This window comes from Enterobacter sp. P82 (assembly GCF_037053385.1).
GTDB lineage: Bacteria > Pseudomonadota > Gammaproteobacteria > Enterobacterales > Enterobacteriaceae > Enterobacter.
Genome location: NZ_JBALHX010000001.1, coordinates 791,241 through 814,064 on the forward strand (window position 1 = coordinate 791,241; position 22,824 = coordinate 814,064).

18 protein-coding genes and 1 pseudogene are annotated in these 22,824 nt (G+C 54.9%); 10 read left to right on the forward strand and 9 right to left on the reverse strand.

Annotated elements, in window-relative coordinates:
• Window positions 1-189 precede the first annotated feature (189 nt).
• Complete coding sequence (locus WB237_RS03695) at window positions 190-1,488, forward strand: D-amino acid dehydrogenase (RefSeq protein ID WP_028018688.1); 1,299 nt, start codon at window positions 190-192, stop codon at window positions 1,486-1,488.
• 9 nt (window positions 1,489-1,497) lie between these two features.
• Entirely contained in the window at window positions 1,498-2,568 is a 1,071-nt protein-coding gene (gene dadX, locus WB237_RS03700) for a catabolic alanine racemase DadX (protein ID WP_108089702.1), read from the forward strand.
• A gap of 112 nt (window positions 2,569-2,680) precedes the next feature.
• On the opposite strand, the pseudogene WB237_RS03705 reads toward dadX, so the two are convergent.
• Window positions 2,681-4,348, reverse strand: a pseudogene (locus WB237_RS03705) (potassium/proton antiporter); the annotation flags it as partial.
• Window positions 4,349-4,445: 97 nt separating this feature from the next.
• A complete protein-coding gene (ldcA, locus tag WB237_RS03710) occupies window positions 4,446-5,360 on the reverse strand; it encodes a muramoyltetrapeptide carboxypeptidase (protein WP_336210417.1) in 915 nt (304 codons plus the stop codon).
• 107 nt (window positions 5,361-5,467) lie between these two features.
• On the opposite strand from ldcA, the gene emtA reads away from it, so the two are divergent.
• Window positions 5,468-6,079 carry a membrane-bound lytic murein transglycosylase EmtA gene (gene emtA, locus WB237_RS03715; RefSeq protein WP_028018692.1) on the forward strand — a complete coding sequence of 204 codons (612 nt, stop codon included), beginning with the start codon at window positions 5,468-5,470 and terminating at the stop codon, window positions 6,077-6,079.
• 38 nt (window positions 6,080-6,117) lie between these two features.
• On the opposite strand, the gene ycgR is transcribed toward emtA, so the two are convergent.
• On the reverse strand, window positions 6,118-6,849 hold the full coding sequence (gene ycgR / locus WB237_RS03720) for a flagellar brake protein YcgR (protein WP_028018693.1): 732 nt from the start codon (window positions 6,847-6,849) through the stop codon (window positions 6,118-6,120).
• Between the two features lie 208 nt (window positions 6,850-7,057).
• Here ycgR and WB237_RS03725 point away from each other — a divergent pair, with 208 nt between their 5' ends.
• Together WB237_RS03725 and WB237_RS03730 are read left to right on the forward strand one after the other, a co-directional pair.
• On the forward strand, window positions 7,058-7,312 hold the full coding sequence (locus tag WB237_RS03725; RefSeq protein ID WP_028018694.1) for a GlsB/YeaQ/YmgE family stress response membrane protein: 255 nt from the start codon (window positions 7,058-7,060) through the stop codon (window positions 7,310-7,312).
• 112 nt (window positions 7,313-7,424) lie between these two features.
• Window positions 7,425-9,527, forward strand: coding sequence for a TonB-dependent siderophore receptor (locus WB237_RS03730; protein ID WP_336210422.1), 2,103 nt, complete (start codon window positions 7,425-7,427; stop codon window positions 9,525-9,527).
• 64 nt (window positions 9,528-9,591) lie between these two features.
• On the opposite strand, the gene WB237_RS03735 is transcribed toward WB237_RS03730, so the two are convergent.
• Both WB237_RS03735 and WB237_RS03740 read right to left on the reverse strand, forming a co-directional pair.
• Entirely contained in the window at window positions 9,592-11,277 is a 1,686-nt protein-coding gene (locus WB237_RS03735; protein ID WP_336210426.1) for an alpha,alpha-trehalase, read from the reverse strand.
• 102 nt (window positions 11,278-11,379) lie between these two features.
• Complete coding sequence (locus WB237_RS03740; RefSeq protein ID WP_114976942.1) at window positions 11,380-12,336, reverse strand: AraC family transcriptional regulator; 957 nt, start codon at window positions 12,334-12,336, stop codon at window positions 11,380-11,382.
• Window positions 12,337-12,451: 115 nt separating this feature from the next.
• Here WB237_RS03740 and WB237_RS03745 point away from each other — a divergent pair, with 115 nt between their 5' ends.
• A complete protein-coding gene (locus tag WB237_RS03745; protein ID WP_336210430.1) occupies window positions 12,452-13,639 on the forward strand; it encodes an MFS transporter in 1,188 nt (395 codons plus the stop codon).
• Window positions 13,640-13,680: 41 nt separating this feature from the next.
• On the opposite strand, the gene gap is transcribed toward WB237_RS03745, so the two are convergent.
• Window positions 13,681-14,691: a type I glyceraldehyde-3-phosphate dehydrogenase gene (gap, locus tag WB237_RS03750; RefSeq protein WP_336210432.1), complete on the reverse strand. Its 1,011-nt coding sequence runs from the start codon at window positions 14,689-14,691 to the stop codon at window positions 13,681-13,683.
• 78 nt (window positions 14,692-14,769) lie between these two features.
• Entirely contained in the window at window positions 14,770-15,750 is a 981-nt protein-coding gene (locus WB237_RS03755) for a GlxA family transcriptional regulator (RefSeq protein ID WP_336210436.1), read from the reverse strand.
• Window positions 15,751-15,899: 149 nt separating this feature from the next.
• Here WB237_RS03755 and WB237_RS03760 point away from each other — a divergent pair, with 149 nt between their 5' ends.
• Window positions 15,900-16,871, forward strand: coding sequence for a fatty acid desaturase (locus WB237_RS03760; protein WP_336213462.1), 972 nt, complete (start codon window positions 15,900-15,902; stop codon window positions 16,869-16,871).
• The gene (locus WB237_RS03765; protein ID WP_336213464.1) at window positions 16,864-17,610 is read left to right on the forward strand and encodes a phosphate/phosphite/phosphonate ABC transporter substrate-binding protein; all 747 of its coding nucleotides are present in this window, start codon (window positions 16,864-16,866) and stop codon (window positions 17,608-17,610) included. Before WB237_RS03760 ends, WB237_RS03765 begins: the two co-directional genes overlap by 8 nt.
• Here WB237_RS03765 and WB237_RS03770 read toward each other — a convergent pair.
• Window positions 17,589-18,485, reverse strand: coding sequence for a LysR family transcriptional regulator (locus WB237_RS03770; RefSeq protein ID WP_336210439.1), 897 nt, complete (start codon window positions 18,483-18,485; stop codon window positions 17,589-17,591). The two genes, WB237_RS03765 and WB237_RS03770, sit on opposite strands and share 22 nt — an antisense overlap.
• 23 nt (window positions 18,486-18,508) lie before the next feature.
• Window positions 18,509-20,797: an FdhF/YdeP family oxidoreductase gene (locus WB237_RS03775; RefSeq protein ID WP_336210441.1), complete on the reverse strand. Its 2,289-nt coding sequence runs from the start codon at window positions 20,795-20,797 to the stop codon at window positions 18,509-18,511.
• A 1,001-nt stretch (window positions 20,798-21,798) separates the two neighbouring features.
• Between WB237_RS03775 and WB237_RS03780 the strand changes: the two genes are divergently transcribed.
• Both WB237_RS03780 and tssJ read left to right on the forward strand, forming a co-directional pair.
• Window positions 21,799-22,293, forward strand: a complete 495-nt coding sequence (locus tag WB237_RS03780; RefSeq protein ID WP_028018705.1) for a hypothetical protein — start codon at window positions 21,799-21,801, stop codon at window positions 22,291-22,293.
• 23 nt (window positions 22,294-22,316) lie between these two features.
• The gene (gene tssJ / locus WB237_RS03785; RefSeq protein ID WP_049008586.1) at window positions 22,317-22,820 is read left to right on the forward strand and encodes a type VI secretion system lipoprotein TssJ; all 504 of its coding nucleotides are present in this window, start codon (window positions 22,317-22,319) and stop codon (window positions 22,818-22,820) included.
• Window positions 22,821-22,824 lie beyond the last annotated feature (4 nt).

Genomic DNA, 22,824 nt, shown 5'->3' on the forward strand with positions numbered 1-22,824 from the left:
GGTGTCTCACAGCATATTATGCTGGTTAAAAATAACGCGTAGCAGGAGATCCCAAATTAGCACTATCCCCTGATGCTGGGGGATGTGTGAGGTAAGTCACCATAAAAAAGTCATATGTTGAATAATATTTTCAACTAGGTTATCAATCTGTAATTAGAAGATTGTTCTTTTGCACATAATGGAGTGGCTATGCGTGTTGTCATACTGGGAAGTGGTGTCGTTGGCGTAACCAGCGCCTGGTATTTAAGTCAGGCGGGACATGACGTAACCGTTATCGATCGTGAATCCGGTCCAGCGCTTGAAACCAGCGCGGCAAACGCCGGGCAAATCTCTCCGGGCTATGCGGCGCCGTGGGCGGCACCCGGTGTTCCGCTGAAAGCGATTAAATGGATGTTCCAGCGCCATGCGCCGCTGGCCATCAGCCTCGACGGCACCCAGTTCCAGTTGAAGTGGATGTGGCAAATGCTGCGCAACTGCGACACCCGGCACTACATGGAAAACAAAGGGCGTATGGTGCGTCTGGCGGAATACAGCCGTGATTGTCTGAAAGCCTTGCGTGCGTCGACCGGTATTGAGTACGAAGGCCGCCAGGGCGGGACACTGCAGCTGTTCCGTACAGAGCAACAGTACGAAAATGCGACCCGTGATATCGCCGTGCTGGAAGATGCCGGAGTACCGTATCAATTGCTGGAAGCCAGTCAGCTTGGTCAGGTTGAACCGGCCCTGGCGGAAGTGGCGCACAAACTGACGGGCGGTCTGCGTCTGCCTAATGACGAAACCGGTGACTGCCAGCTCTTTACGCAACGTCTGGCGCAAATGTGCGAGCAGGCGGGGGTGAAATTCCGCTTTAACACCTCTGTCGATAAGCTGCTGTCGGAAGGGGAAAAGATTTACGGTGTGAAGTGCGGCGACGAAGTGATCAAAGCTGATGCTTACGTCATGGCGTTTGGCTCGTACTCCACTGCCATGCTGAAAGGCATTCTCGATATTCCGGTCTATCCGCTCAAGGGCTACTCGCTGACCATTCCGGTGAAAGAGGAGAGCGGCGCGCCTGTGTCGACCATCCTGGATGAAACCTACAAGATTGCGATTACGCGCTTCGATAACCGCATCCGCGTCGGCGGCATGGCGGAGATTGTCGGCTTCAACACCGAGCTGCTGAAGCCGCGTCGTGAAACGCTGGAGATGGTGGTGGGGGATCTCTTCCCGCGCGGGGGGTTTGTTGAACAGGCGACATTCTGGACCGGTCTACGTCCAATGACCCCGGACGGCACACCGATAGTTGGGCGCACGCCGTTTAAAAATCTGTGGACCAATACCGGACACGGCACGCTTGGCTGGACGATGGCCTGCGGGTCTGGTCAACTGCTGAGCGACCTGATTTCCGGGCGCACGCCGGCCATTCCGTTTGACGATTTAAGCGCCGCACGCTATCAATCGGGGTTTACCCCTTCGCGTCCACAGCACCTGCACGGCGCGCATAACTAAGGAGTTGTCATGTCCCGTCCTGTTCTGGCTCAGCTGGATTTGCAGGCCCTGAAGGATAACCTGCAAATTGTTCGCCGGGCAGCACCTGGTTCACGCGTCTGGTCGGTGGTCAAAGCGAATGCCTACGGCCACGGTATTGACCGTATCTGGAGCGCACTGAGCGCCACCGACGGTTTTGCGTTACTGAATCTGGAAGAGGCCATTCTGCTGCGTGAACGCGGCTGGAAAGGGCCTATCCTGTTGCTTGAGGGTTTCTTCCACGCCGACGACCTGCCGTTACTGGATAAGTACCGTCTGACCACCAGCGTTCACAGCAACTGGCAAATTAAAGCCCTGCAGGATGCAAAACTGCATGCGCCGCTGGATATTTATCTCAAGGTCAACAGCGGTATGAACCGCCTGGGCTTCCAGCCTGAGCGGGTGCACACCGTCTGGCAACAGCTGCGTGCGCTGAAGAATGTGGGTGAAATGACGTTGATGGCGCACTTTGCCGATGCGGAAAAACCTGATGGCATTGCCGATGCCATGGTGCGTATTGAGCAGGCGGCTGAAGGGCTGGATTGTCCGCGCTCGCTGTCAAACTCAGCCGCCACGCTGTGGCATCCTGAAGCCCACTATAACTGGGTTCGCCCGGGGATTGTCTTGTACGGCGCATCTCCGTCAGGTCAGTGGCAGGATATCGCCAACAGCGGCCTGAAACCGGTCATGACCCTGCGCAGTGAAATTATTGGCGTGCAGACGCTGAAGGCCGGTGACACGGTGGGCTACGGCAGCCGTTACCGGGCGAAGGGCGAGCAACGGATTGGTATTGTGGCGGGCGGCTATGCCGACGGTTACCCGCGCATCGCCCCGACCGGCACGCCAGTCCTGGTAGATGGTGTGCGCACCGGTACGGTGGGTACTATCTCTATGGATATGCTGGCCGTTGATTTGACGCCATGCCCGCAGGCGGGGATCGGTTCACCGGTTGAGCTGTGGGGTAATGAAATCAAAATTGACGATGTGGCTGCCGCGGCAGGAACGGTGGGGTACGAATTGATGTGTGCTCTGGCACCGAGAGTGCCGGTTGTGACGGTGTAACATATATTCGCCGGGTAGCGCGAGCGCTTACCCGGCAAAAAAACCGTTATTCCGCTTCCTCGTCCATTGGCCTCACACCAACTTTCCTGACCTCGTTATCTTCTTTTTCGGCCACCGTCCAGATCATCCCGGCAAACTCCACCTGGTCACCAACGACAGGGGCTGCACCCAGCAGTTGCTGAATGATTTCACCCAGCGTTTGCTGTTTATCGCGGTACTCCAGTCCGTCATCCAGACCGTAAATCAGCGCCACATCGGCAAATTTAGCACTCGCTTCCAGAATAAAATCACCAAAGAAGCGCTGATCCAGTGCCACTGGTGGTGACTGACTGAACAGTTTGCCTAGCGCAGGCAGATCGCGCTCGCGGCCAATGACACACAGGATATCGCCTTCGCGCAGACGAGTGCTGCCGGTAGGATGCAGCAGGGCATTATCACGGAACAGTGCGGCAATGCGCGTTTCGGTTGGCATATGTAAATCGCGAAGCGATGCTCCCACACACCATTTGTCGGCGCTCAGCTGATAGACGAATTGTTCCCATGGGTTCTCAGGGTGAATGTCCAGCCCCACGCGGGAAACCGGCCAGCCGACAGGAGGGACCACCACTTTGGCTTTTTTCGCTGCCCACCCAAGCGAGGTTCCCTGGAACAGCAGGGAGATCAGAACCACGAAGAACGCCACGTTAAAGAACAATCGCGCATTATCCAGACCGGCCATCATCGGGAAGACGGCAAGAATAATCGGCACCGCACCACGCAGCCCCACCCAACTGATAAAAACCCGTTCACGCAGATTGAAACCGCGAAACGGCAGCAGGCCCGCAAACACCGATAGCGGACGGGCGAAGAAGATCATCCACGCAGAAAGCATCAGAGCCGGAACGGCAATCGGCAACAGGTCTGACGGCGTGACCAGCAGGCCCAGCACCAGGAACATGCCGATTTGCGCCAGCCACGCCAGACCGTCGAAATTCTGCAAAATGGCATGACGATTGCGAATCGGACGGTTGCCCATCAGGAATCCGCAGAGATAAACCGCCAGAATACCGCTCCCATCCAGCGCGGTGGTAACGGCAAAAATCAGAATGCCGCCGCTCAGCGCCAGCAGAGGGTAAAGCCCCAGAGGAAGCGAAATACGGTTGATCATCTGCTGTAACAGATATCCTCCCGCCAGACCGATAAAAATACCCAGACCGAACTGCTGCAGAATATGCCAGGCAAACATCCAGCTCAGCCCGTTTTCGTGCTGCTGAATCATCTCGATTAACGTGATGGTGAGAAACACCGCCATCGGATCGTTACTGCCGGATTCAATCTCAAGCGTGGAACCGACACGTTCGTTAAGCCCTTTTCCGCCGAGCAGGGAAAACACGGCTGCGGCATCGGTTGAGCCAACGATAGCGCCAATCAACAAACCTTCCATGATATTGAGATGGAAAAGCCACGCGGCCATCATCCCGGTCAGGCCAGAGGTAATCAACACACCGACCGTGGCGAGCGACAGTGCAGGCCCTAAGGCCACACGGAATGAACTCGCCTGGGTGCGCATCCCGCCGTCCAGCAGGATCACCGCCAGCGCGAGGTTACTCACCATGTAAGCGAAAGGGTAGTTATCGAATGGGATACCGCCGATGCCATCAATGCCAGCCAGCATGCCGATGGCAAGGAAAATAACAAGAATAGGTATGCCGAGACGCGATGAAAATGAACTTAATAAAATACTGCTGGTTACAAGCACAGAACCCAGAATGAAAAGGCTGATTATCGCTGCGGCATCCAATGTTGTCTTTCTCCCACCTCAATGTTAACGCTGTTACTAAAACCCTAACATATTAACGGTGGCAACAGCGTTTTATTAAGGGGGTTAAACGGTTTTTTTATGCCTTTATGACAGGATGGCCGCTGATGGTTAGTTGACTGCCTGAATCATCATGAACCAGTGCGGCGTGTGCCCCCAGCGCCAGGGTCACAGTCTGCTGCTCATGGCCAAAATCCAGCCCAGTAATAACCGGAATATCCAGCCGCGAGCGAATGAAGTCGACCATGGTCTCAAGAGAGTAACCTGCGTCATAATCATTCGGTGCCGAGCCGCTAAAACTGCCCAGTACAATCGCGGACTGACTTTCGAGGATCCCGGCGTGATAAAGCTGCAATAACATACGCTCAACACGGAACGGATGTTCGTTGATATCTTCCAGCACCAGAATGCCACCCTCAATTTGCGGCAGCCACGGCGTACCAATCAGCGAGACCAGCATCGCCAGGTTACCGCCCCAGAGCTGGCCCTCACACTCCCAGTGTGGCCCGCGGCCTTGCCATTCCACGCTATAGGTGGGATTACGCAGCGCGCGCCAGAAATGCTCCTGGGTGAAGGTATCCAGTTCCGGCGCACCGAAGTTACCGGCCAGCATCGGGCCGCTGAAGGTAATAACGTTATGCAAAGCGAGCAGCCCAAGCTGGATCGCCGTGAAATCGCTGTGTCCGCAGATCAGCAGCGGATCCTGCTGTTGACGCTGTGCCAGCCCTTGCCAGTCGATACTCTCCAGTAAGCGACTCGCACCGTATCCCCCGCGCACCGCAAGCACAATCTGGTTTTCGCCCTTCAGGTTCACCAGGCTATTAATATCATTCAGCCTCTGCGCTTCCGTTCCGGCAAAACGCTGAAGACGGCGGGGGATAATCGTCTGATTTTCTACCTGATGGCCGGATTCCAGCAAGCGCTGAACGCCCCGTTGTGCCGCGTCCTGGTTAATGCAGTAGCCCGACGGCGCGATGAGATGAAACTGAGACATGGCAATTCCTTGCTGAATGAGAAACTAATTGTCTATATCATGCCGCTTATACGCCGCCTGCTTCAAGAGGCGGCGCACCGCGATGACCGGCTATAAGGATAGATGACGTGAAATTGAGATGGTTTGCTTTTTTGATTGTGTTGCTTGCTGGCTGTAGTTCAAAACATGATTATCAAAACCCGCCCTGGAACCCGGAAGTGCCTGTAAAACGGGCTATGCAGTGGATGCCGATCAGTGAACAAGCCGGAAAGGCCTGGGGCGTTAGTCCACGACTGATCACGGCGATTATTGCGGTGGAGTCCGGTGGTAATCCAACGCTCGTCAGCAAATCCAACGCGGTGGGGCTGATGCAGCTTAAAGCGTCAACGGCGGGAAAAGAGGTCTACCGTTACATGGGCTGGAGCGGGCAGCCTTCGACCAGTGAGCTGAAGAACCCGGAACGCAACATTTCGATGGGGACCGCCTACCTGAGCATTATGGAGCATGGGGTGCTGAAGGGGATTCAGGACCCGGAAGTGATGCAGTATGCGCTGGTGGTGTCTTATGTAAACGGTGCCGGCGCGTTGCTCAGAACTTTCTCCTCTGACCGGAAAGAGGCGATAGCAGAAATTAATGGCATGGACAAAGATGAGTTCTTTGAGCACGTAGCTAAGAATCACCCGGCACCACAGGCACCTCGTTATATCTGGAAAGTTCAGAAAGCGATGGATGCTATGTAATGCCCTAGACGGGCGGCGGTTACGCTGCCCGACTTTTCTCACAGAACTTTATTGGCGCGTTGGCGCGCTTCCCGCTCCAGTGAATAGATAATACGCTGAAGCTCGCGCTCTGCGCCGGGCCCCACGTTAAGGAAACGGAAGCTCAGGCGTGGCGTAGTGATAGTCTCGTTTTTGCTGTCTACGACTTTGCGATCGCTGATGGCAATCAGTTGTGCATCAAAATAAAAGCGACCCCAGCCTCCCATATCCAGTTCGATCTGGGTAAAACGCATGCCTTCAACCAATCCCTCAGGAGTCGCGGTATCCATCAGCGCGCCCATACCGCCAAGAGACAGATCGAAAAGGCGGAAACGGATCTCTTTTTTGTCCGGCATTTTGGCCTTACAAAAATAGGCTGGCTGAAGCGGAGCGCTGATGCGGAAATACTCACGACGCTGGACAAACCAGAGATTAGTGGGAAGAGGCGTAACAAAAGCAGGAAGCCCCTGATATTCGCTCAGTTCCAGTCGTGGCAGGACAAACTCCACTTTCGCCCCCTGCGTTTCGGCCATCACCGCGATATTTTCCGCTTTCAGTGCGGCACGGTTTTCATACTCCTGACTGCCCAGGTCGATAACCAGCCGCTCCTGCGAGGCATCAAGGATCTTGCTGATGAACTGATTATTCGACCAACTGATGCGCAGCGGCACTTCGCCTTTTTGCAGGTCGCGTAATACCCCTAATACAGCCAGCGGATTTTGCTTGAGGAACTGCTCACTGTAATGACTCACGCCGGATGGCTCCTTGAAAGATGACAGACTGTCTTAGCGTTATCGGCAATCAACAATGAAACTTAATACAAACCGGTGAGTTTTTTTTGCCTGTTTAAGCAAAGATAAGTCGGTGAGATGAAAATGGTTTTCCGGCGATGACCTATACTTAAGTTAGCTGTGCAGAAGGTTTTCTGCGCACGCGTTAAACCTGCAAGAGGGCATCGCTATGGGTATCATCGCCTGGATTATCTTTGGTCTTATTGCCGGCGCTATTGCCAAACTGATCATGCCGGGGCGTGATGGTGGCGGTTTTATTTTGACCTGTGTACTCGGGGTCGTTGGTGCGGTTGTGGGCGGCTGGCTGGCGACGATGTTTGGCTTTGGAGGCAACATAAGTGGTTTCGACCTGCACAGTTTTCTGGTCGCTGTCGTGGGTGCCATTGTGGTGCTGGGCATATTCAGGTTACTGCGACGAGCATAAATTGACATAAACGGCTCTCTGCGGAGGGCCGTTTTTTTGCCGGAGTATTGATTTGCTAATCTAAATGATAATAATTGTCGTTCCTAATTACATCTAACGACAAGACGACATTATGAATACCTCACGTTTTGCGCTGTGCGCCCTGGCAGGTGCCGTCACGCTGGCATTGCAGGCCCAGGCGTTTGCCGAAGAATCCACCATCGTTGTTACGGGCTCAGAGCAGGGCAGCGCACTGCCGGCCTGGACGAACAGCGCCACGAAATCGGCCGTCGCTGAAAGTAAAACACCTCAGGTCATCACGACCCTCTCTGCGCCGGAAATAGAAAAGCGTAACGCGAATTCGGTGAATGAAATCCTGCGCTATGCCCCGGGCGTCTCAACCGAGGTGCGGGGGAATACCTCCTATATGAGCGAATATAAAATTCGTGGCTTTACCGTTGACCAGGAGTTCTACAACGGGCTGCAACTACCCTATAACGTCACCGGAAACACCAAGGCGCGCATCGATCCGCTGTTAATAGACAGTGTTGATATCCTGAAAGGCCCTTCATCGGTCCTTTATGGCGGCGGTTCGCCGGGCGGGCTGGTGAATATTCAAAGTAAAAAGCCGCAGCGAGAAGCACGAACTGAGGTCGGTTTTAACACCGGGAACCGTAATCTGAAAGAGGGCTATCTCGACTCAACCGGACAAATTGCCGACAGCGACTGGAATTATCGTCTGCTGGGTAAAGCGACGGAAAATGACGATCAGCCGCACACTACTCGGTATGAAAACTACCTGATTGCCCCGTCTGTCACCTGGCAACCGGACAGCAAAACCCGCCTCACCCTGGATGCCCTGGCGCAAAACACCCCGAGTCTGACCCCGTCTAACCCTCTGCCGATCGCTTACCTGCGTTCGAAATACGCGGGCAAGCGCGATTACGCCGGAGATGAGTGGAACGGGTTTAAACAGCGTCAGTGGATGCTGGGCTACAGCTTCGAACACGAATTTGACAGCGGCTGGGGCTTTAATCAGAAAGCGCGCTATTTCGACGTCGATACCCACCAGCGCAGCGCCTACGCGACAGGGACAGGAAGCGAGGTATACCAGCTCAACCGCTTTGCCTACACCACCGATGAAGACCTTAAGAGCTTTAACATCGACAACCAGGTGACCAAAACCGTTGCGCTGGGCGACTGGAAACACAATCTGCTGGCCGGGTTTGACTATCAGAAGCTGAACTCCCATTTCCACTATCGCTACGCGTCGGCCACGCCGGGTATGGATATGCGTCATCCTGACTATTCGCAGATCCGGGAAAGCGCGCTGGGGCTCTACACCGCCCAGAAAAACCGTCTCAGCTACCAGCAAAATGGTTATTACCTGCAGGATCAGGTGGAATTTGGCGGCCTCAATCTGCTGGGTAGCCTGCGCTACGACGATTACCGCTCCGTCACCACCAATTATCTGCAAAACGGTGATAAAGCCTGGGTATCGCAGGATCGCGTTACCAAACGCCTGGGGGCGCTTTACGCCTTTGATAACGGGATTTCGCCATTTATCAGCTACTCAGAAGGTTTTGCGCCGGTCTCCCCGAAGGGAACGCTCGTGGCGAAAGACGTCAAACCGACCACCAGCAAGCAGGTGGAAGGTGGGGTAAAATATCTGCTGGCTGACTACGCCACCACCTTTACCGCCTCGGTGTTTAACATCCGTCAGAAAAATGTCGTCACTTCCGATCCGGGTTTCCTGAACTATCGTCAGACCGGGGAAGTGGAGTCTAAAGGGGCAGAGTTGTCCGCCATCAGCCGTCCGATGGACAACCTGACGCTGATTGCCAACTATGCGTACACCCACGCGATCAATACCGAAGATGATAAATACCAGGGGAAACGTCCAACGCAGGTTCCGGAGAATGCCTTCAATCTCTGGGGGGATTACACCTTTGAGAACACGGCGTTGAAAGGGCTGATGCTGGGGGCGGGCGCACGCTACACCGGCCCGATGGAAATCTCTCCGTCTAACGATGCGGGTAAACTGGGCGGCACTACGCAGTACGATCTGGCGGCCTCGTACCGGATGGGCGAAATTCTGCCCTCGCTGGCAGGGCTAACGCTTAAAGCCAGTGCGCAGAACATCACCAATAAAGAGACACTGACCTGCTACGATGCGACCAACTGCTGGATTGGGCGTGACAGGACGTATCAGTTAGGGGCGAGTTACAGTTTCTAAGCGAAGCCCTGTGAGTTCAAAATGTAAGCCGGGTAAGGCGTAGCCGCCACCCGGCAATACTCACTTACTGCGCCGTCGCTTTCACCGGCGCTGTTTCATCATTTGCCGCAGGCTGATTTTTCGGCACGCTGTCGCAGGGTTTCGCTTTCGGGCAGACCCGATCCAGCATTTTCAATGTCACACCGTTACTCCAGCCGAAGCCGTCCTGCAACGGATACTCACCGCCGCCGCCACCAGTACCGGTTGTCGACACGTCATACTTCTCGACCAGTTTCTTTTCCCGGTCATAAGTATGCTGAACGTTCTTCAGGAAGCGCCAGGTTACCTCCATCGAGACCTTCTCTTGCCCGTAATTCTGCAGTCCTTCCGCGGCCACCCACTGCAGCGGGGCCCAGCCGTTTGGCGCGTCCCATTGCTGGCCACTACTAATAGTGGTGGTGGTAATTCCGCCTGGTTTCAACAAGCGAGACGAGGTTGCCGCTGCCACTTTGTCGGCCCGATCCTGCGCCGCCGCCTTCACGTAAAGTGGGAACAGGGCTGCCGCCGTGAGTTGATTACGCACCTTCTTGCTCTTGAGATCGTAATCGGCGTACCAACCCTCTTTATCATTCCACAGATGGCTCTCAATGGCTTTCTGACGCGCGGTTGCCAGCGTTTCGTATTTGCTCGCGCTGGCGGCATCGCCACTCTCCTGGCTTGCCCGCGCCAGCAGTTTTTCCATCTTAAACATCAGGGCATTCAGATCGACGGGCACAATGCTGGTGGTCCGGATCGTGCCGAGCTTTTGCGGATCGTCCATCCAGCGGGAGCTAAAATCCCAGCCCGAAGCCGCAGCGGAACGTAAATCACGGTAGATCTCGGTCGCGGGACGGTTAGGGTTACTTTTGGCGGTATTCACATCGTCAAGCCAGGACTCCGGGCGCGGGGTATCGCGGTCATCCCAGTAGCGGTTGAGAATGGCGCCATCATCCAGTTTCACCACCCGTTTGTTGGCTTGTCCCGGCTGAAGGGCATCTACGCCATCCATCCAGTAAGCGTACTCTTTCTCCATCTGCGGACGATATTTCTTCAACGCATCGCTGTCATGGGTTGCCAGCAGCTCAACCATCATTGAGAAAAACGGTGGCTGGGAGCGGCTCAGGTAGTAGCTACGGTTGCCGTTGGGAATGTGGCCGAAGGTGTCAATCTCATACGCAAAGTTATCCACCATGTCGCTGATTTTGTCCCAGTGATCGCTTTCCGCCAGGCCCAGCATGGTGAAATAGCTGTCCCAGTAGTAGACCTCACGGAAACGACCGCCGGGCACCACGTAAGGTTTGGGTAACGGTAGAAGGGAATCCCATTTGTTGCTGGCTTTATCCGTGGTGCGCGTCAGTACGGGCCAGAGATCATCAATGTGCTCACGTAAACTTTGTCCAGCAGGCGGAACATATTTTTCCCCTTCCGCAGGGAGCGTGAAGTTCATCTCGACAAAGTGGCGTAAGTCAAAGCTGGACTGCGTGTGCTGCATCCGATAATCCGCCAGAATCATTAGCGGGTCGCTTTTGGGGACGGCATCAGCGAAGGTTTTCTGATCGGGAAACAGTTTGGCACTTTGCACATCATTGAACAGAGGGCCCAGCAAAATATCAGGTGAGGTTGTCTGGGTCGTGGGGCTATCGTCGGCATAACCCAATGTCGTTACGCCGAGCAGCGCGACTCCTGACGCAAGGGCCAGGAACGCGGGGCGTAGTGTATGAGGTCTTATCATCAGTTCGTCTCCTGTCTTCACTAAACAGCGTGACCGCTGTTGTCAATCACCTGAAAACCTTAGACGAATATTGCCTGATTCGCGTTAAATATTGCTGTTCAGTCAGGCCTCTTCCGGCGTCTGACTGGCTTCCCGCAGCGTGCCCGGTGCATGTCCAATAATGCGCTTAAATGCCCGGCTAAATGCCGCCAGAGAGCCGTATCCCAGCCGCAGCGCGACGGTTTCAATCGGCTGATTTTCGTGTCGAATGTACTGAATGGCCAGCCTCATCCTCAACTCGCTGAGATATTTTGCCGGAGTGGTTCCCGTCGCGGCCAGAAAACGTTCGGCGAACACGGAACGGGACGTGCCCGCTTCTTTTGCCAGGTCCGCCACGCTCCAGTTCAGGCCAGGCTGCTGGTGCATAGCGTAAATGGCCCGGCTCAGACGCGGATCGCGCAGTACCTGCACCCAGCCGGTGGCTTTGCCACAGCCGCCTTCAACCCAGCCACGCACGATTAACGCTGCCACCACGTCGGCCAGCCGCGCAAGGATCCCTGCGTACCCGGCCTGACGCGCCACGGATTCTCGCTCCATCGCCGCCAGCAACGGGTGGATCTCCGGCCAGGTGGACATCAACCGGCTGACCATCATCACTTCCGGCATCGCCTTGATCAGCGGCTGCATCCCGCCCAGCTCAAAATCCATGCACCCGCTAAAGATAATGGTGTTCTCGCTTTCCGGGCAGGGCTCGCAGGTGATGGCGCACACCGAGCTGCAGATGGGCTCGCTGGGAAAGGCGTTAATGGGCGTAATGGTTGCCTGCTCGTCTGAGAGCAGGGCATGGGAATTACCGCCAGGAATAAAAAGGGCGTCACCACTACTCAGTTCGAATGTGGCACCGCTCTCCATTCGCAGCAAGGCGCTACCGTGGCTCACAAAATGAAACTGCGCCCTACCGGGCGCCTGATGGAACGCGACGCCAAACGGTGCACTGGCCTGGATCCGTCGGTATTTCACACCTGACAGGCGCATGCCGCGTAAAAGTTCGCTGATCAGATCGGGTGACTGCACGGTCATGGCATAACTCCGGACGAATAATCAATAAGTGGAGATTATATGTCATAGATCGTCCAGGGTGAACCTTCTATGCTTTTGCGACAGATGTCACATTTTCATAACGGGAGAACAACAGATGAATTCATGTGTCGCGGCGAGAGAGGCCATTGCGCCTGCAAAACCCGCCTGGCGAGCGGTCTATTCACTGGGGCTGGGAGTGTTTGGGTTGATTACGGCAGAGTTTCTGCCCGCCAGTTTGCTGACGCCAATGGCTGCGAGCCTGGGGGTAAGCGAGGGGATGGCCGGTCAGGCTGTGACCGCCACCGCGCTGGTGGCGCTGGTCACGGGATTGCTGATCACGCCGGCCACCAAAAGCATCGACCGCCGCTGGGTATTGATGTTTTTCTCCGTGCTGCAAATCATCTCCAGCCTGCTGGTGGCCTTTGCGCCCAGCCTGCACGTCCTGCTGATGGGGCGATTGCTGCTGGGGGTTGCCATCGGCGGATTCTGGGCGATGTCGACGGCCACGACGATGCGTCTGGTTCCCGCGGATAAAGTGCCGAAAGCGCTGGCGGTGATCTTCTCCAGTGTATCCATTGCCACCGTAGTTGCTGCCCCACTGGGGAGCTATCTGGGCAGCCTGATTGGCTGGCGTAACGTCTTTGTACTCTGCATTCTGCCAAGTATGCTGGCGCTGCTGTGGCAGCTTTGGGTGCTGCCTTCCATGAAACCGGAGAGCAGCGGTAGCCTGAGTACCCTGTTCCGGGTGCTGCGTCGTCCGGGGATGATCGGCGGTATGCTGGCGACCATTCTGATCTTTAGCGGCCACTTTGCTTTCTTTACCTACCTGCGTCCGTTCCTGGAAACAGTAGGGCAGGTAAGCGTTGAGAGTATTTCACTGATCCTGCTGGGTTTTGGACTCGCCAATTTTGTCGGCACCTCTGTCGCCGGGCATCTGCTGGCACGTAATCTGCGCCTGACGCTGGCGCTGGTACCGTTTGCGATGGGCGTACTCGCCCTCACGATGGTGGCGTTTGGTCATCTGGCGATGCTGGATGGGTTCCTGGTTGCGTTGTGGGGCTTTGCGTTTGGTCTGGTTCCGGTGGGCTGGTCAACCTGGCTTGCAACCACCGTTCCGGATGAAGCCGAAAGTGCAGGAGGGTTGCTGGTAGCGTCCATCCAGCTGGCGATCAGTGCCGGTGCGGCCGGGGGAGGGGCGGTATTTGATCTTAACGGCGCCAACGGCGTATTTGTTGGCAGCGGTCTCCTGCTGGTGACGGCGATGGTGATTGTGTTTATGGGGGTGAGAGTGAAGGCGGAGTAATAAATTTGCCGGGTAAGCGTTATCGCTACCCGGCTTCAGAGTTACAACCCTTTCTTATCCATCCACAAAGCCAGATCTACCAGGCGGTTTGAGAATCCCCACTCGTTGTCATACCACGCCAGGATCTTCACCATATTCCCGCCAATCACCAGCGTGGAAAGCCCGTCGATAATTGAGGAGCGTGGGTCGCCCTGGTAATCGCTGGAGACCAGCGGTTCATCGCTATATCCCAGAATGCCTTTCAGTGGCCCGCTGGCGGCAGCGTGACGAAACGCATCATTCACTTCTTCGACAGTCACGTTACGGCTTAGCGTTACCGTTAAATCCACAATCGACACCACCGGAACCGGCACGCGCAGGGAGTATCCGGTCAGTTTACCGTCCAGGGAAGGGATAACTTTCCCCAGCGCTTTTGCCGCACCGCTGGAGTACGGGACAATTGACAGTGCTGCAGCACGTGCCCCACGCAGATCTTTTTCAGGCTGATCGTGCAGCGCCTGACTGTTGGTATACGCATGGGTCGTGTTCATCAGACCATGTTCAATCCCGAACTGTTGATGCAGCACTTGCGCAGCGGGAGCCAGGCCGTTAGTGGTACAGCTCCCGTTGCTTACGACAACATGCCGGGCCGGATCGTACTGCTCGTGATTGACCCCCATCACTATCGTCAGATCATCGTTTTTTCCGGGAGCGGAGATGATAACGCGCTTAGCGCCACCGTGGGTGATATGCACAGCCGCTTTTTCCCGTTCAGTAAAGAAGCCGGTGGCCTCAATTACCACGTCAACGCCGGCATCACGCCACGGAATATTCGCCGGGTCGCGTTCGCTGTATACGGTAATTCGCTGACGATCCACCTGCAACGCGCCGTCAGCCGCTTCAACGGGAACCTGCAGGGTACCGAGAAGGGAATCGTGTTTGAGCAGATGGGCGAGGGTTTTGCTGTCCGTCAGATCGTTAATGGCCACAATCTGCAGATCCGCGTTGCCCAGCGCCGCGCGCAGGAAATTACGTCCAATACGGCCGAAACCGTTAATACCGACCTTAACCATAGTGCACTCCTTATCTGTGTTGTCTGGAGTCACTGTAGGCGTCAGGTCGAATGGCGTAAATGACAAAAAAGGATCAGATTACGCCATTTTCCGGCAATGAAAGCGCTGGCGGTACTCACCCGGTGTGAGGTGGAGCTGTTTCTCAAACACGCGTCGCAAATTAATACTGCTGCCAAACCCGGTTCGCTCAGCAATAAGCTCAAGGGGATCCCGGGTCTGCTCCAGCATCTGTCGGGCGGCAGCCAGACGCGCTTCAGTGACGTAACGGGCCGGAGAAACCCCGGTCTCACGAGTAAACACACGGGTGAAATTGCGCGGGCTCATCGCCGCTTTCCCGGCCAGATTTTCCACGCACAGGTCTTCCGTGAGGTTTTGCAGGATCCAGGTTTGCAACGCACTGAGCGGGCCAAAATCGCAGGGTTGCTGAAGGCTATAACGGCTGAACTGCAGTTGCCCACCGGGGCGGCGCAGATACATCACCATATCCTGCGCCACGTCGCGGGCGAGGGTAAAACCATAGTCATCTTCCACCAGCGCCAGAGTCAGATCGAACCCGGAACTTACGCCACCAGAGGTCCAGACAGGACCATCCTGAACATACAGGGGACCACTTTCGACCCTGATAGCCGGATACTGGGCTTGCATTGTCTCCAGCAGCCGCCAGTGGGTGGTCGCGCGACGACCATCGAGCAATCCCGTCTGGGCCAGCAGCATCGCACCGCCACAAATTGACGCTATCCGCCGCGCATGAGGCGCAGCAAGGTGCAGCCAGTCGACTACGGCTGTGCTCTCCTGCTCGTTCATACCGCGTCCGGTAATGATAATGGTATCCAGCGGTTCGCGCGGATCCAGTTCCGGCAGACGATAGTCCGCCAGCAGGTTCAGACCGGACTGGCCGTGGATCACCTGGTGAGGCTGGGTGGTGGCGATGATAATGCGATAGCGGGGATGCGAAATACCTTCCGGATGCAGTCGATTGGCCTGCATCAGAATGTCAGCGATACCGGCGGCTTCAAACAGCATGCCGCCGTCAGGAACAATAATCAGTATTTTCTTCATGTCCTGAAAAGTACCTTCATTGCAGAATAAGTCAAGTGGCGGAGCCTGCCCACGTTTCTGGCAAAGCAATGCGATTTAAGTTCTTTGTTATTTCAGACGTTATCCCCGATCGTGAGGGCACTGTCTCTGGCGAAACGGCGTCTGAAGGAATGGGTAAACGAAACTCCCTCTATTTACATCCGCAACAACGCGAACAAATCCGCCATCTCGCATCGGGTTTTATATGGCGAAGCGAACTGCCCACGTGGCTATTGATCATCACTATTTATGCAGGCTGGTTTGCCACACTGACGTTCTGGCAAACGCTCGGCCTGCTGCCCGCCACGTTGCTGCTCATCGGGTTTACCGCCTGGTATATGTCCCTGCAACATGAGTTGATCCACGGACATCCCACGCGTTTTGCCTGGCTTAACCAGCTGTTTGGCACGCTCCCGCTGGCGGTCTGGTATCCGTACGGCCTGTACCGGGACTCCCATCTTGCCCATCATCGGCACCATAGCCTGACCCATCCGGTGGATGACCCGGAGTCGTACTATTTTACGCCGGAAAGCTGGGCTCGCTTTTCCCCCTGGCAGAAGCGCGTGATCCAGGCGCGGAATACCTTTACCGGGCGGGTATTGCTGGCGCCGCTGCTGGATATCGTTCAGACACTGGGCAGCGCAGTGGCGGCATTTCGTCATTTTCAACTGCGGGCAATATCAATGTGGCTGGTTCACGGTTTGCTGCTGGTGGCTCTCTTCGCCTGGATGACGCAGACCGGCTTTTCACCCGTCTGGTTTGTACTGGCGGTCAGTTATCCGGCGCTGGCGCTGACCAAGGTTCGATCGTTTTTCGAACATCGCGCGGCGGATGACCCGCTCGCACGTTCCGTCATTAACGAGGCCGGGCTGTTCTGGCGGGTACTGTTTTTGAATCTCAACTACCATTCAGTACATCATGATTTACCGGGCGTGCCCTGGTATGGACTGAAGTCGATCTACCAGCAAAACCAGGATGCGTATCGGCTGCGAAATCGTGGTTTTCTCGTTATGGGCTATGGCGAATGGTTCCGCCAGTTCTGGAGCAGACCCGTTAACGTTACCGTTCATCCGGGGAGCCAACAAAGGACAAATGATGAGTAACCTGCTGGCATTTCCCATGTATGCCGTGGATCAAGCCAATACCCGCGCGCTTTGGCTAACGGTAAAGAGGTTGCTGGCCGCACGTGGTGTGTCCGTTGACCGTGTCCCCGGCTGGCCGGAATCAAATCTGCTGACCCACTGGCAACAGCCTGAGCTTATCCTCAGTCAGACCTGTGGTTATCCGTTGGTGACGTTGCTACCGGACGTGCAGGTGGTCGGCTGTTTTCACTACACCGCTCCGGGCTGCGAGGGGATCCAGTACCGCAGTTTTCTGGTAGTGCGGGCGGAGGATCGGCATCTCGCGCTGGCTGATTTTCGCGGTCGTCGCGCGGTCTGTAATTCCGCGGACTCGCAGTCTGGCTACCGTGCGCTGCGAAAAAAAGTGGCTGACGACAATTTTTTCTCACAAACAACATTCAGCGGCAGCCATCGCCAGTCGCTGATTGATGTCAAACGCGGAGAAGGTGATATCGCGGCCATCGACTGTGTCACCTGGGCGCTGCTCCAGCGTCACGAGCCGGAACGGCTTACGGGGCTCGCAGTCATTGACCGTACCCCTCTGACGCCGGGGCTGCCGCTGATCACCTCGCATAACACCTCGCCTGAAACGCTTAACGCCATTCGCGATGCGCTCCGCGCGCTGGTGGAATCACCAGAACATCGGGACGTTTGCGACGCGGTGTTGATCGGCGGTTTTAGCGCGGTGACACGCCAGGCTTACGCTTCATTGTCTGCCTGAAAAATCTCCTGAGCGTCAGTAAAACAGCGCAGCGCCAGCGAGGAGACGGGCTTCTGACTGCGCATAATCAGGCCGACGGGCGCCTCAATGTTTGCATCGGTGATGGGGACTATCCTGAAATTGCTGTTCAGGTCTTCCAGCCCGTTGTTCAGCGGCATCACGGCGCAACATACGCCGCTCTGCACCGCCTGAATGATCTGGAACGTGGAGTCGCTTTCAAAAACGGACCTGGGTTCGATCCCTGCGGCGTTAAAGCTGGCCTCCATATGCGCCCGGTAGTGCATCCCTTTGGTCAGGAACCCCAGCGGAAAATCCATCAGGTCGCGCCACGTCAGCGTGACCTGATCCAATTGAAAATGACGCGTATCGTGCAGCAGACCCATCTTCGTTTTTGGCAGCTGGATAATGTCAAACAGGCTGGTGTCGATACTGTTGAGGTAGCATATACCCAGCTCAAGTTGATTGCGGCTGACGCCATCGGCAATCTGTGCCGAGGACATGGAATAAAGGCTGTAAGTCAGCTCCGGGTATTTTTGCGTCAACAGGCGGATAAAGATCATCGGGTCCACGCTCGCCAGCGGGACCATTCCCAGGCGTAACTCACCCACCACCTGGCCTTTGCACAGCGCGGCTTCGGCCTTTAATCCGTCATGGGCAGCAAGCAAGGCACGCGCCCATGCCAGAATGCGTTCACCTTCCGGTGTAAAGCCTTCAAAGCGCTGCCCGCGCGCAATCAGCACCAACCCAAGCTCCTCTTCCAGGTTGCGGATGCGCATGGAGAGAGTCGGCTGGGTGATGTTGCACTGCGAGGCCGCCTTACCAAAGTGGCGGGTCTCGTCGAGTGCGATCAAATATTTCAGCTGTTTTATATCCATCGTTTTTCTCTGCGCAAACAGCCTTACAGCATGCGGATCTCTTTCGAGCGCAGGGTGATGCGAACCGGAACTGATTTATAGGACGGCGTGCCGCTGTCCTTATCCAGATAATCAAGCGGCACCAGCACGTTGGCTTCCGGGTAGTACGCTCCGACAGAGCCCGGTGCGATGCTGTATGCCACAACCGTAATATCTTCCAGACGCTGAACACTGCCGGGAAGGGCGGTTTCAATATCCACGCGGTCACCGTGTTCCAGCCCAGACTGTGCCATATCATCTTCATTCATAAACAGCACATCCCGGCGACCAAAAACGCCACGGTAGCGATCGTCCAGGGCGTAAATGGTGGTGTTGTACTGGTCGTGGCTGCGCAACGTGATCAGACGCAGAACATGCTCTCCTTCTCCACTGGCATTTTCATGTACGCCGTCGAATATTGAGAACATCGCTTTGCCCGTTGCGGTTGGCCAGATACGTTTCGTTGGCGGTAGCGGCATGCGGAAGCCGCCGGGAACGCGGATCCGCGCATTGTAGTTCTCGAACCCCGGAATGGTTTGCTCGATGAGATCGCGGATGCGGTCGTAATCCTCAATCAACGTCATCCAGTCCACGCGGGTTGTCTGCAGAGTGGCTTTCGCCATGCCGGCGACAATGGCCGGTTCAGCCCGCAACAGTGGAGAAGCAGGTTTTAGCTTGCCTGAAGAGGCATGCACCATCGACATGGAGTCTTCGACGGTTATGGACTGACGCCCGGTGGCCTGAACATCCAGTTCGGTACGACCAAGACAGGGTAAAATAATCGTCTCTTTACCGACCAGCAGATGGGTACGGTTGAGCTTGGTCCCGACGTGGACACTCAGTTCAAGTGACCCCATCGCCGGAAAACCGCGCTCGTGATCGGGCATCGCGACGGCAAAATTACCGCCGAGGCAGATGAGCGCTTTTGCATGGCCGTCGATCATGGCTTGCGTTGCCTGCACCGCATCATGGCCGTGGTGGGAGGGGGGCTCAAACCCAAACACGTCTTTCAGACGCTGCAGAAATGCCGGTGTCGGCTTCTCGCTAATCCCGACGGTGCGGTTTCCCTGCACGTTTGAATGACCGCGCAGAGGGCAGATCCCCGCACCGGGCTTGCCAATATTGCCGCGCATCAGCAGAAGGTCAGCAATCAGCCGGACGTTAGCCGTGCCTTTATTGTGCTGGGTAATCCCCATCCCGTAGGTAATGATAGTGGCACTGGATTTCGCATAGGCGTCGGCCACGCTTTTAAGGGCCGCCTTGCTTAGCCCTGACTCTCGCTCGATCTCGTCCCACTGCGTATGGGCAATATCGGCAGCAAAGTCCTCAAAACCCTGGGTATGTTCGGCAATAAACGCGTGGTCGAGCACGTTACCGCGTTCGGCCTCCATGTGCAGAAGGTGTTTAGCAATACCTTTTAACGCGGCGGCATCGCCTCCGGCCTTCACCTGGAAGTAAGTCGAAGCGATATCTGTCGAGCTGTAGGTCGCCATTTCAATGACGCTTTGCGGGTCAGCAAAACGTTCCAGAGCGCGTTCGCGTAGCGGGTTAAAGACGATAATCGGCACGTTGCGGCGCGCAAGCTCATGAAGGGTACCCATCATCCGTGGGTGGTTAGTCCCGGGGTTGTGACCGATGGAGATCACCAGCTCTGTTTTATCGAAATCATCCAGTGAGACGGTACCTTTCCCGATACCAATCGAGCGTGGCAATCCGACGCTGGTGGCTTCGTGACACATATTCGAACAGTCGGGGAAGTTATTAGTACCGTATTCGCGTGCAAAGAGCTGGAACAGGTATGCCGCTTCGTTGGAGGCGCGCCCGGAGGTATAGAACTCAACCTGATCCGGATCGAGCCCGCGCAGGACCTCACCGATGCGTTGAAACGCCTCGGCCCATTCGACAGGCTTGAAAGTATCGCTTGCCCGGTCATAGCGCAGGGGATGTGTCAGACGGCCGTATCCTTCCAGCTCAAAGTCAGATTTAGCCAGCAGTGAGGCAACTGTGTTTTCCGCCAGAAAAGCCGGGGTGACGCGTTTGCTGGTCGCTTCCCAGGTCACTGCTTTCGCGCCGTTCTCACAGAACTGGAACGTCGATTTGTGCTCTTTATCAGGCCATGCGCAGCCCGGACAGTCAAAGCCGTCAGGCTGGTTGGTGCGCAGCAGCGTCGCGGGAGCATCAAAGGTATCCATTTGGGTACGCACCGCGATGGCGGTGGCTTTTAACGCCCCCCAGCCTCCGGCAGGACCGTCATAGTGCCTAATCCCGGGAACTGAACGTCTTTTCTTATTCATACCAACTCCTGACTCGTTAACTCATACGCCGCTGGACCAGTAAAACCACTATGGAGGGCAATAAGCGAAAGCAATGATCATCACGTGTATCAATGCACACGGTGTTGCAAAGCGCTTTATCTTAAATACATCTTTATTACAGTGGCTTATAAGCGATGCAGTCTAAAAATTTAAAGAAATTATAACGAAATTTTATCATTTTGATAATAAATCTTATCTATCACACGTTCGGTGAGATAGATGACGCAGGAAGAAAAAATGATGTAGTAGCGTTAAAATTTCATATGAAAGTCGGGAAGGGTGAGCTAGCGGTAAACCTCAGTGTAAATTGATCTAAAGAAAATTCTGAACATCATTGCAGCAGGAAAGTTTACCCATGCTTAATTGTTAATTCATTCAATTGATGTCTGAATAGACAGTTATCACGATAAAAAATACAAACTTATTTTGAGGTGTGAAATTAACCGTCTGCCCGTTGTCTGAAATAATCTGATTTAAGATGTCCTGCCAGGCAGAAATAAACATACTCTATCGATGCAACAAATAATTCATAATGGAAATATTCATTGCAAACCGAAAATAAGCAAAATTCTACTAATTATGGTAGTGGTGAAAATAGGATTGTTGCGTTAATGCAATTCGTTCTCTTTTGCATTTTTCTGTTATTAAACAGTTTGTTATGTTAGTAGCTCCCCTAATAATAAGCTCATTCAGAATGCGTCGGCTCTGTTTGTCAGATTAATCCTATAATGCGTCAGGTGCTTCATTAACCATCACATGCGCGGCGTTAAATATTGAATTGATACGAAGCTCATGTAAACTTGCTCGCTGTTTATCAAAATATGTCAGGAAGACACTGGGCCTTATTCTGAAGGGCTCGTGCGGTAGCTATGCCCTTAAAATAGTCACCCCCCGAAATTATCCTGCATGTTTTAACCTTAGCACTTAAACAAACTTCATTCCCTCATCTTCATCATCGAAATATCGCTACGGAAAAGCATATGAAAATGCGCGTACTGTTTTCACTTCTGTTTGTAATGGCGGTGGCGGGCTGTAAAGCGCCGCAGAAACCTGTAATCAACGACGATACGATCGTGACCAGCCAGGTCAACGGCGTCACCTTAACCCACCGCCACGCGGTTACGCCGCCTGCTGAATTCACCCAACTCAATGAGCCGTATCGTGCCATGTATCCGGCATCCGTGATGAGCCGTCCTGACTTTGGCGGAAAGGTTATCCGCACGCTGGAAACCGGAAAAACCTACGTGGTGCTGGGGCAGGTTGAACACTACTGGATGGCGCTTGCCGATGAAGGACAAGACCAGCTGATTGGTTACGTGCCGATGCGCGCCGTTATCAAGGCCGATCAGTACGACGCGGCCGTGCGTAAACAAGCCATTCGTCCTAAGTCACGTAAAAAAGCAACCTGTGTCGATGTTGATGGCAACAGCAAAGCCTGCAAAGACAGCGCTAACGGTACCTGGATCCTGAACTAAACGGCTTTTATGAGCGTGTTTTTATGAATAATAAAAATTTTCATCGGCTGTGGTTGGTCTTTTACGCGGTGGTTTTCACCCTTGTCAGTGGTTGTACGTCGTCTTCACACAGCGACCCTTCCCGCTACAATCTGCAGTTTCAGGCTCATCCACAAATCAATGAATCTGCGCCGCTTAAAGTCCGGGTACTGTTGCTGAAATCCGATGCGGATTTCATGTCCAGCGACTTCTATTCCCTGCAGAACAACGCGTCAGCAACGCTCGGCGCGAATCTGCTGAACAGCGATGTGTTCTTCCTGATGCCAGGGCAGCTGTCGAAAACCCTCAGCGGACAAAGCTCTCCGGAGGCCCGCTATATCGGTGTGATGGCGGAATATCAGATGCTGGATGGCAAAAAATGGCGCGTTTCAATCCCTCTGCCTGTGCCGGGCGAAAATCATCTCTATCAGTTCTGGAAATGGTCCGCGGATGAACTCCAGGCCAACGTTTTTCTCGACGTGAATGGTATTCGTGTCATCAGTCAGTAACGCG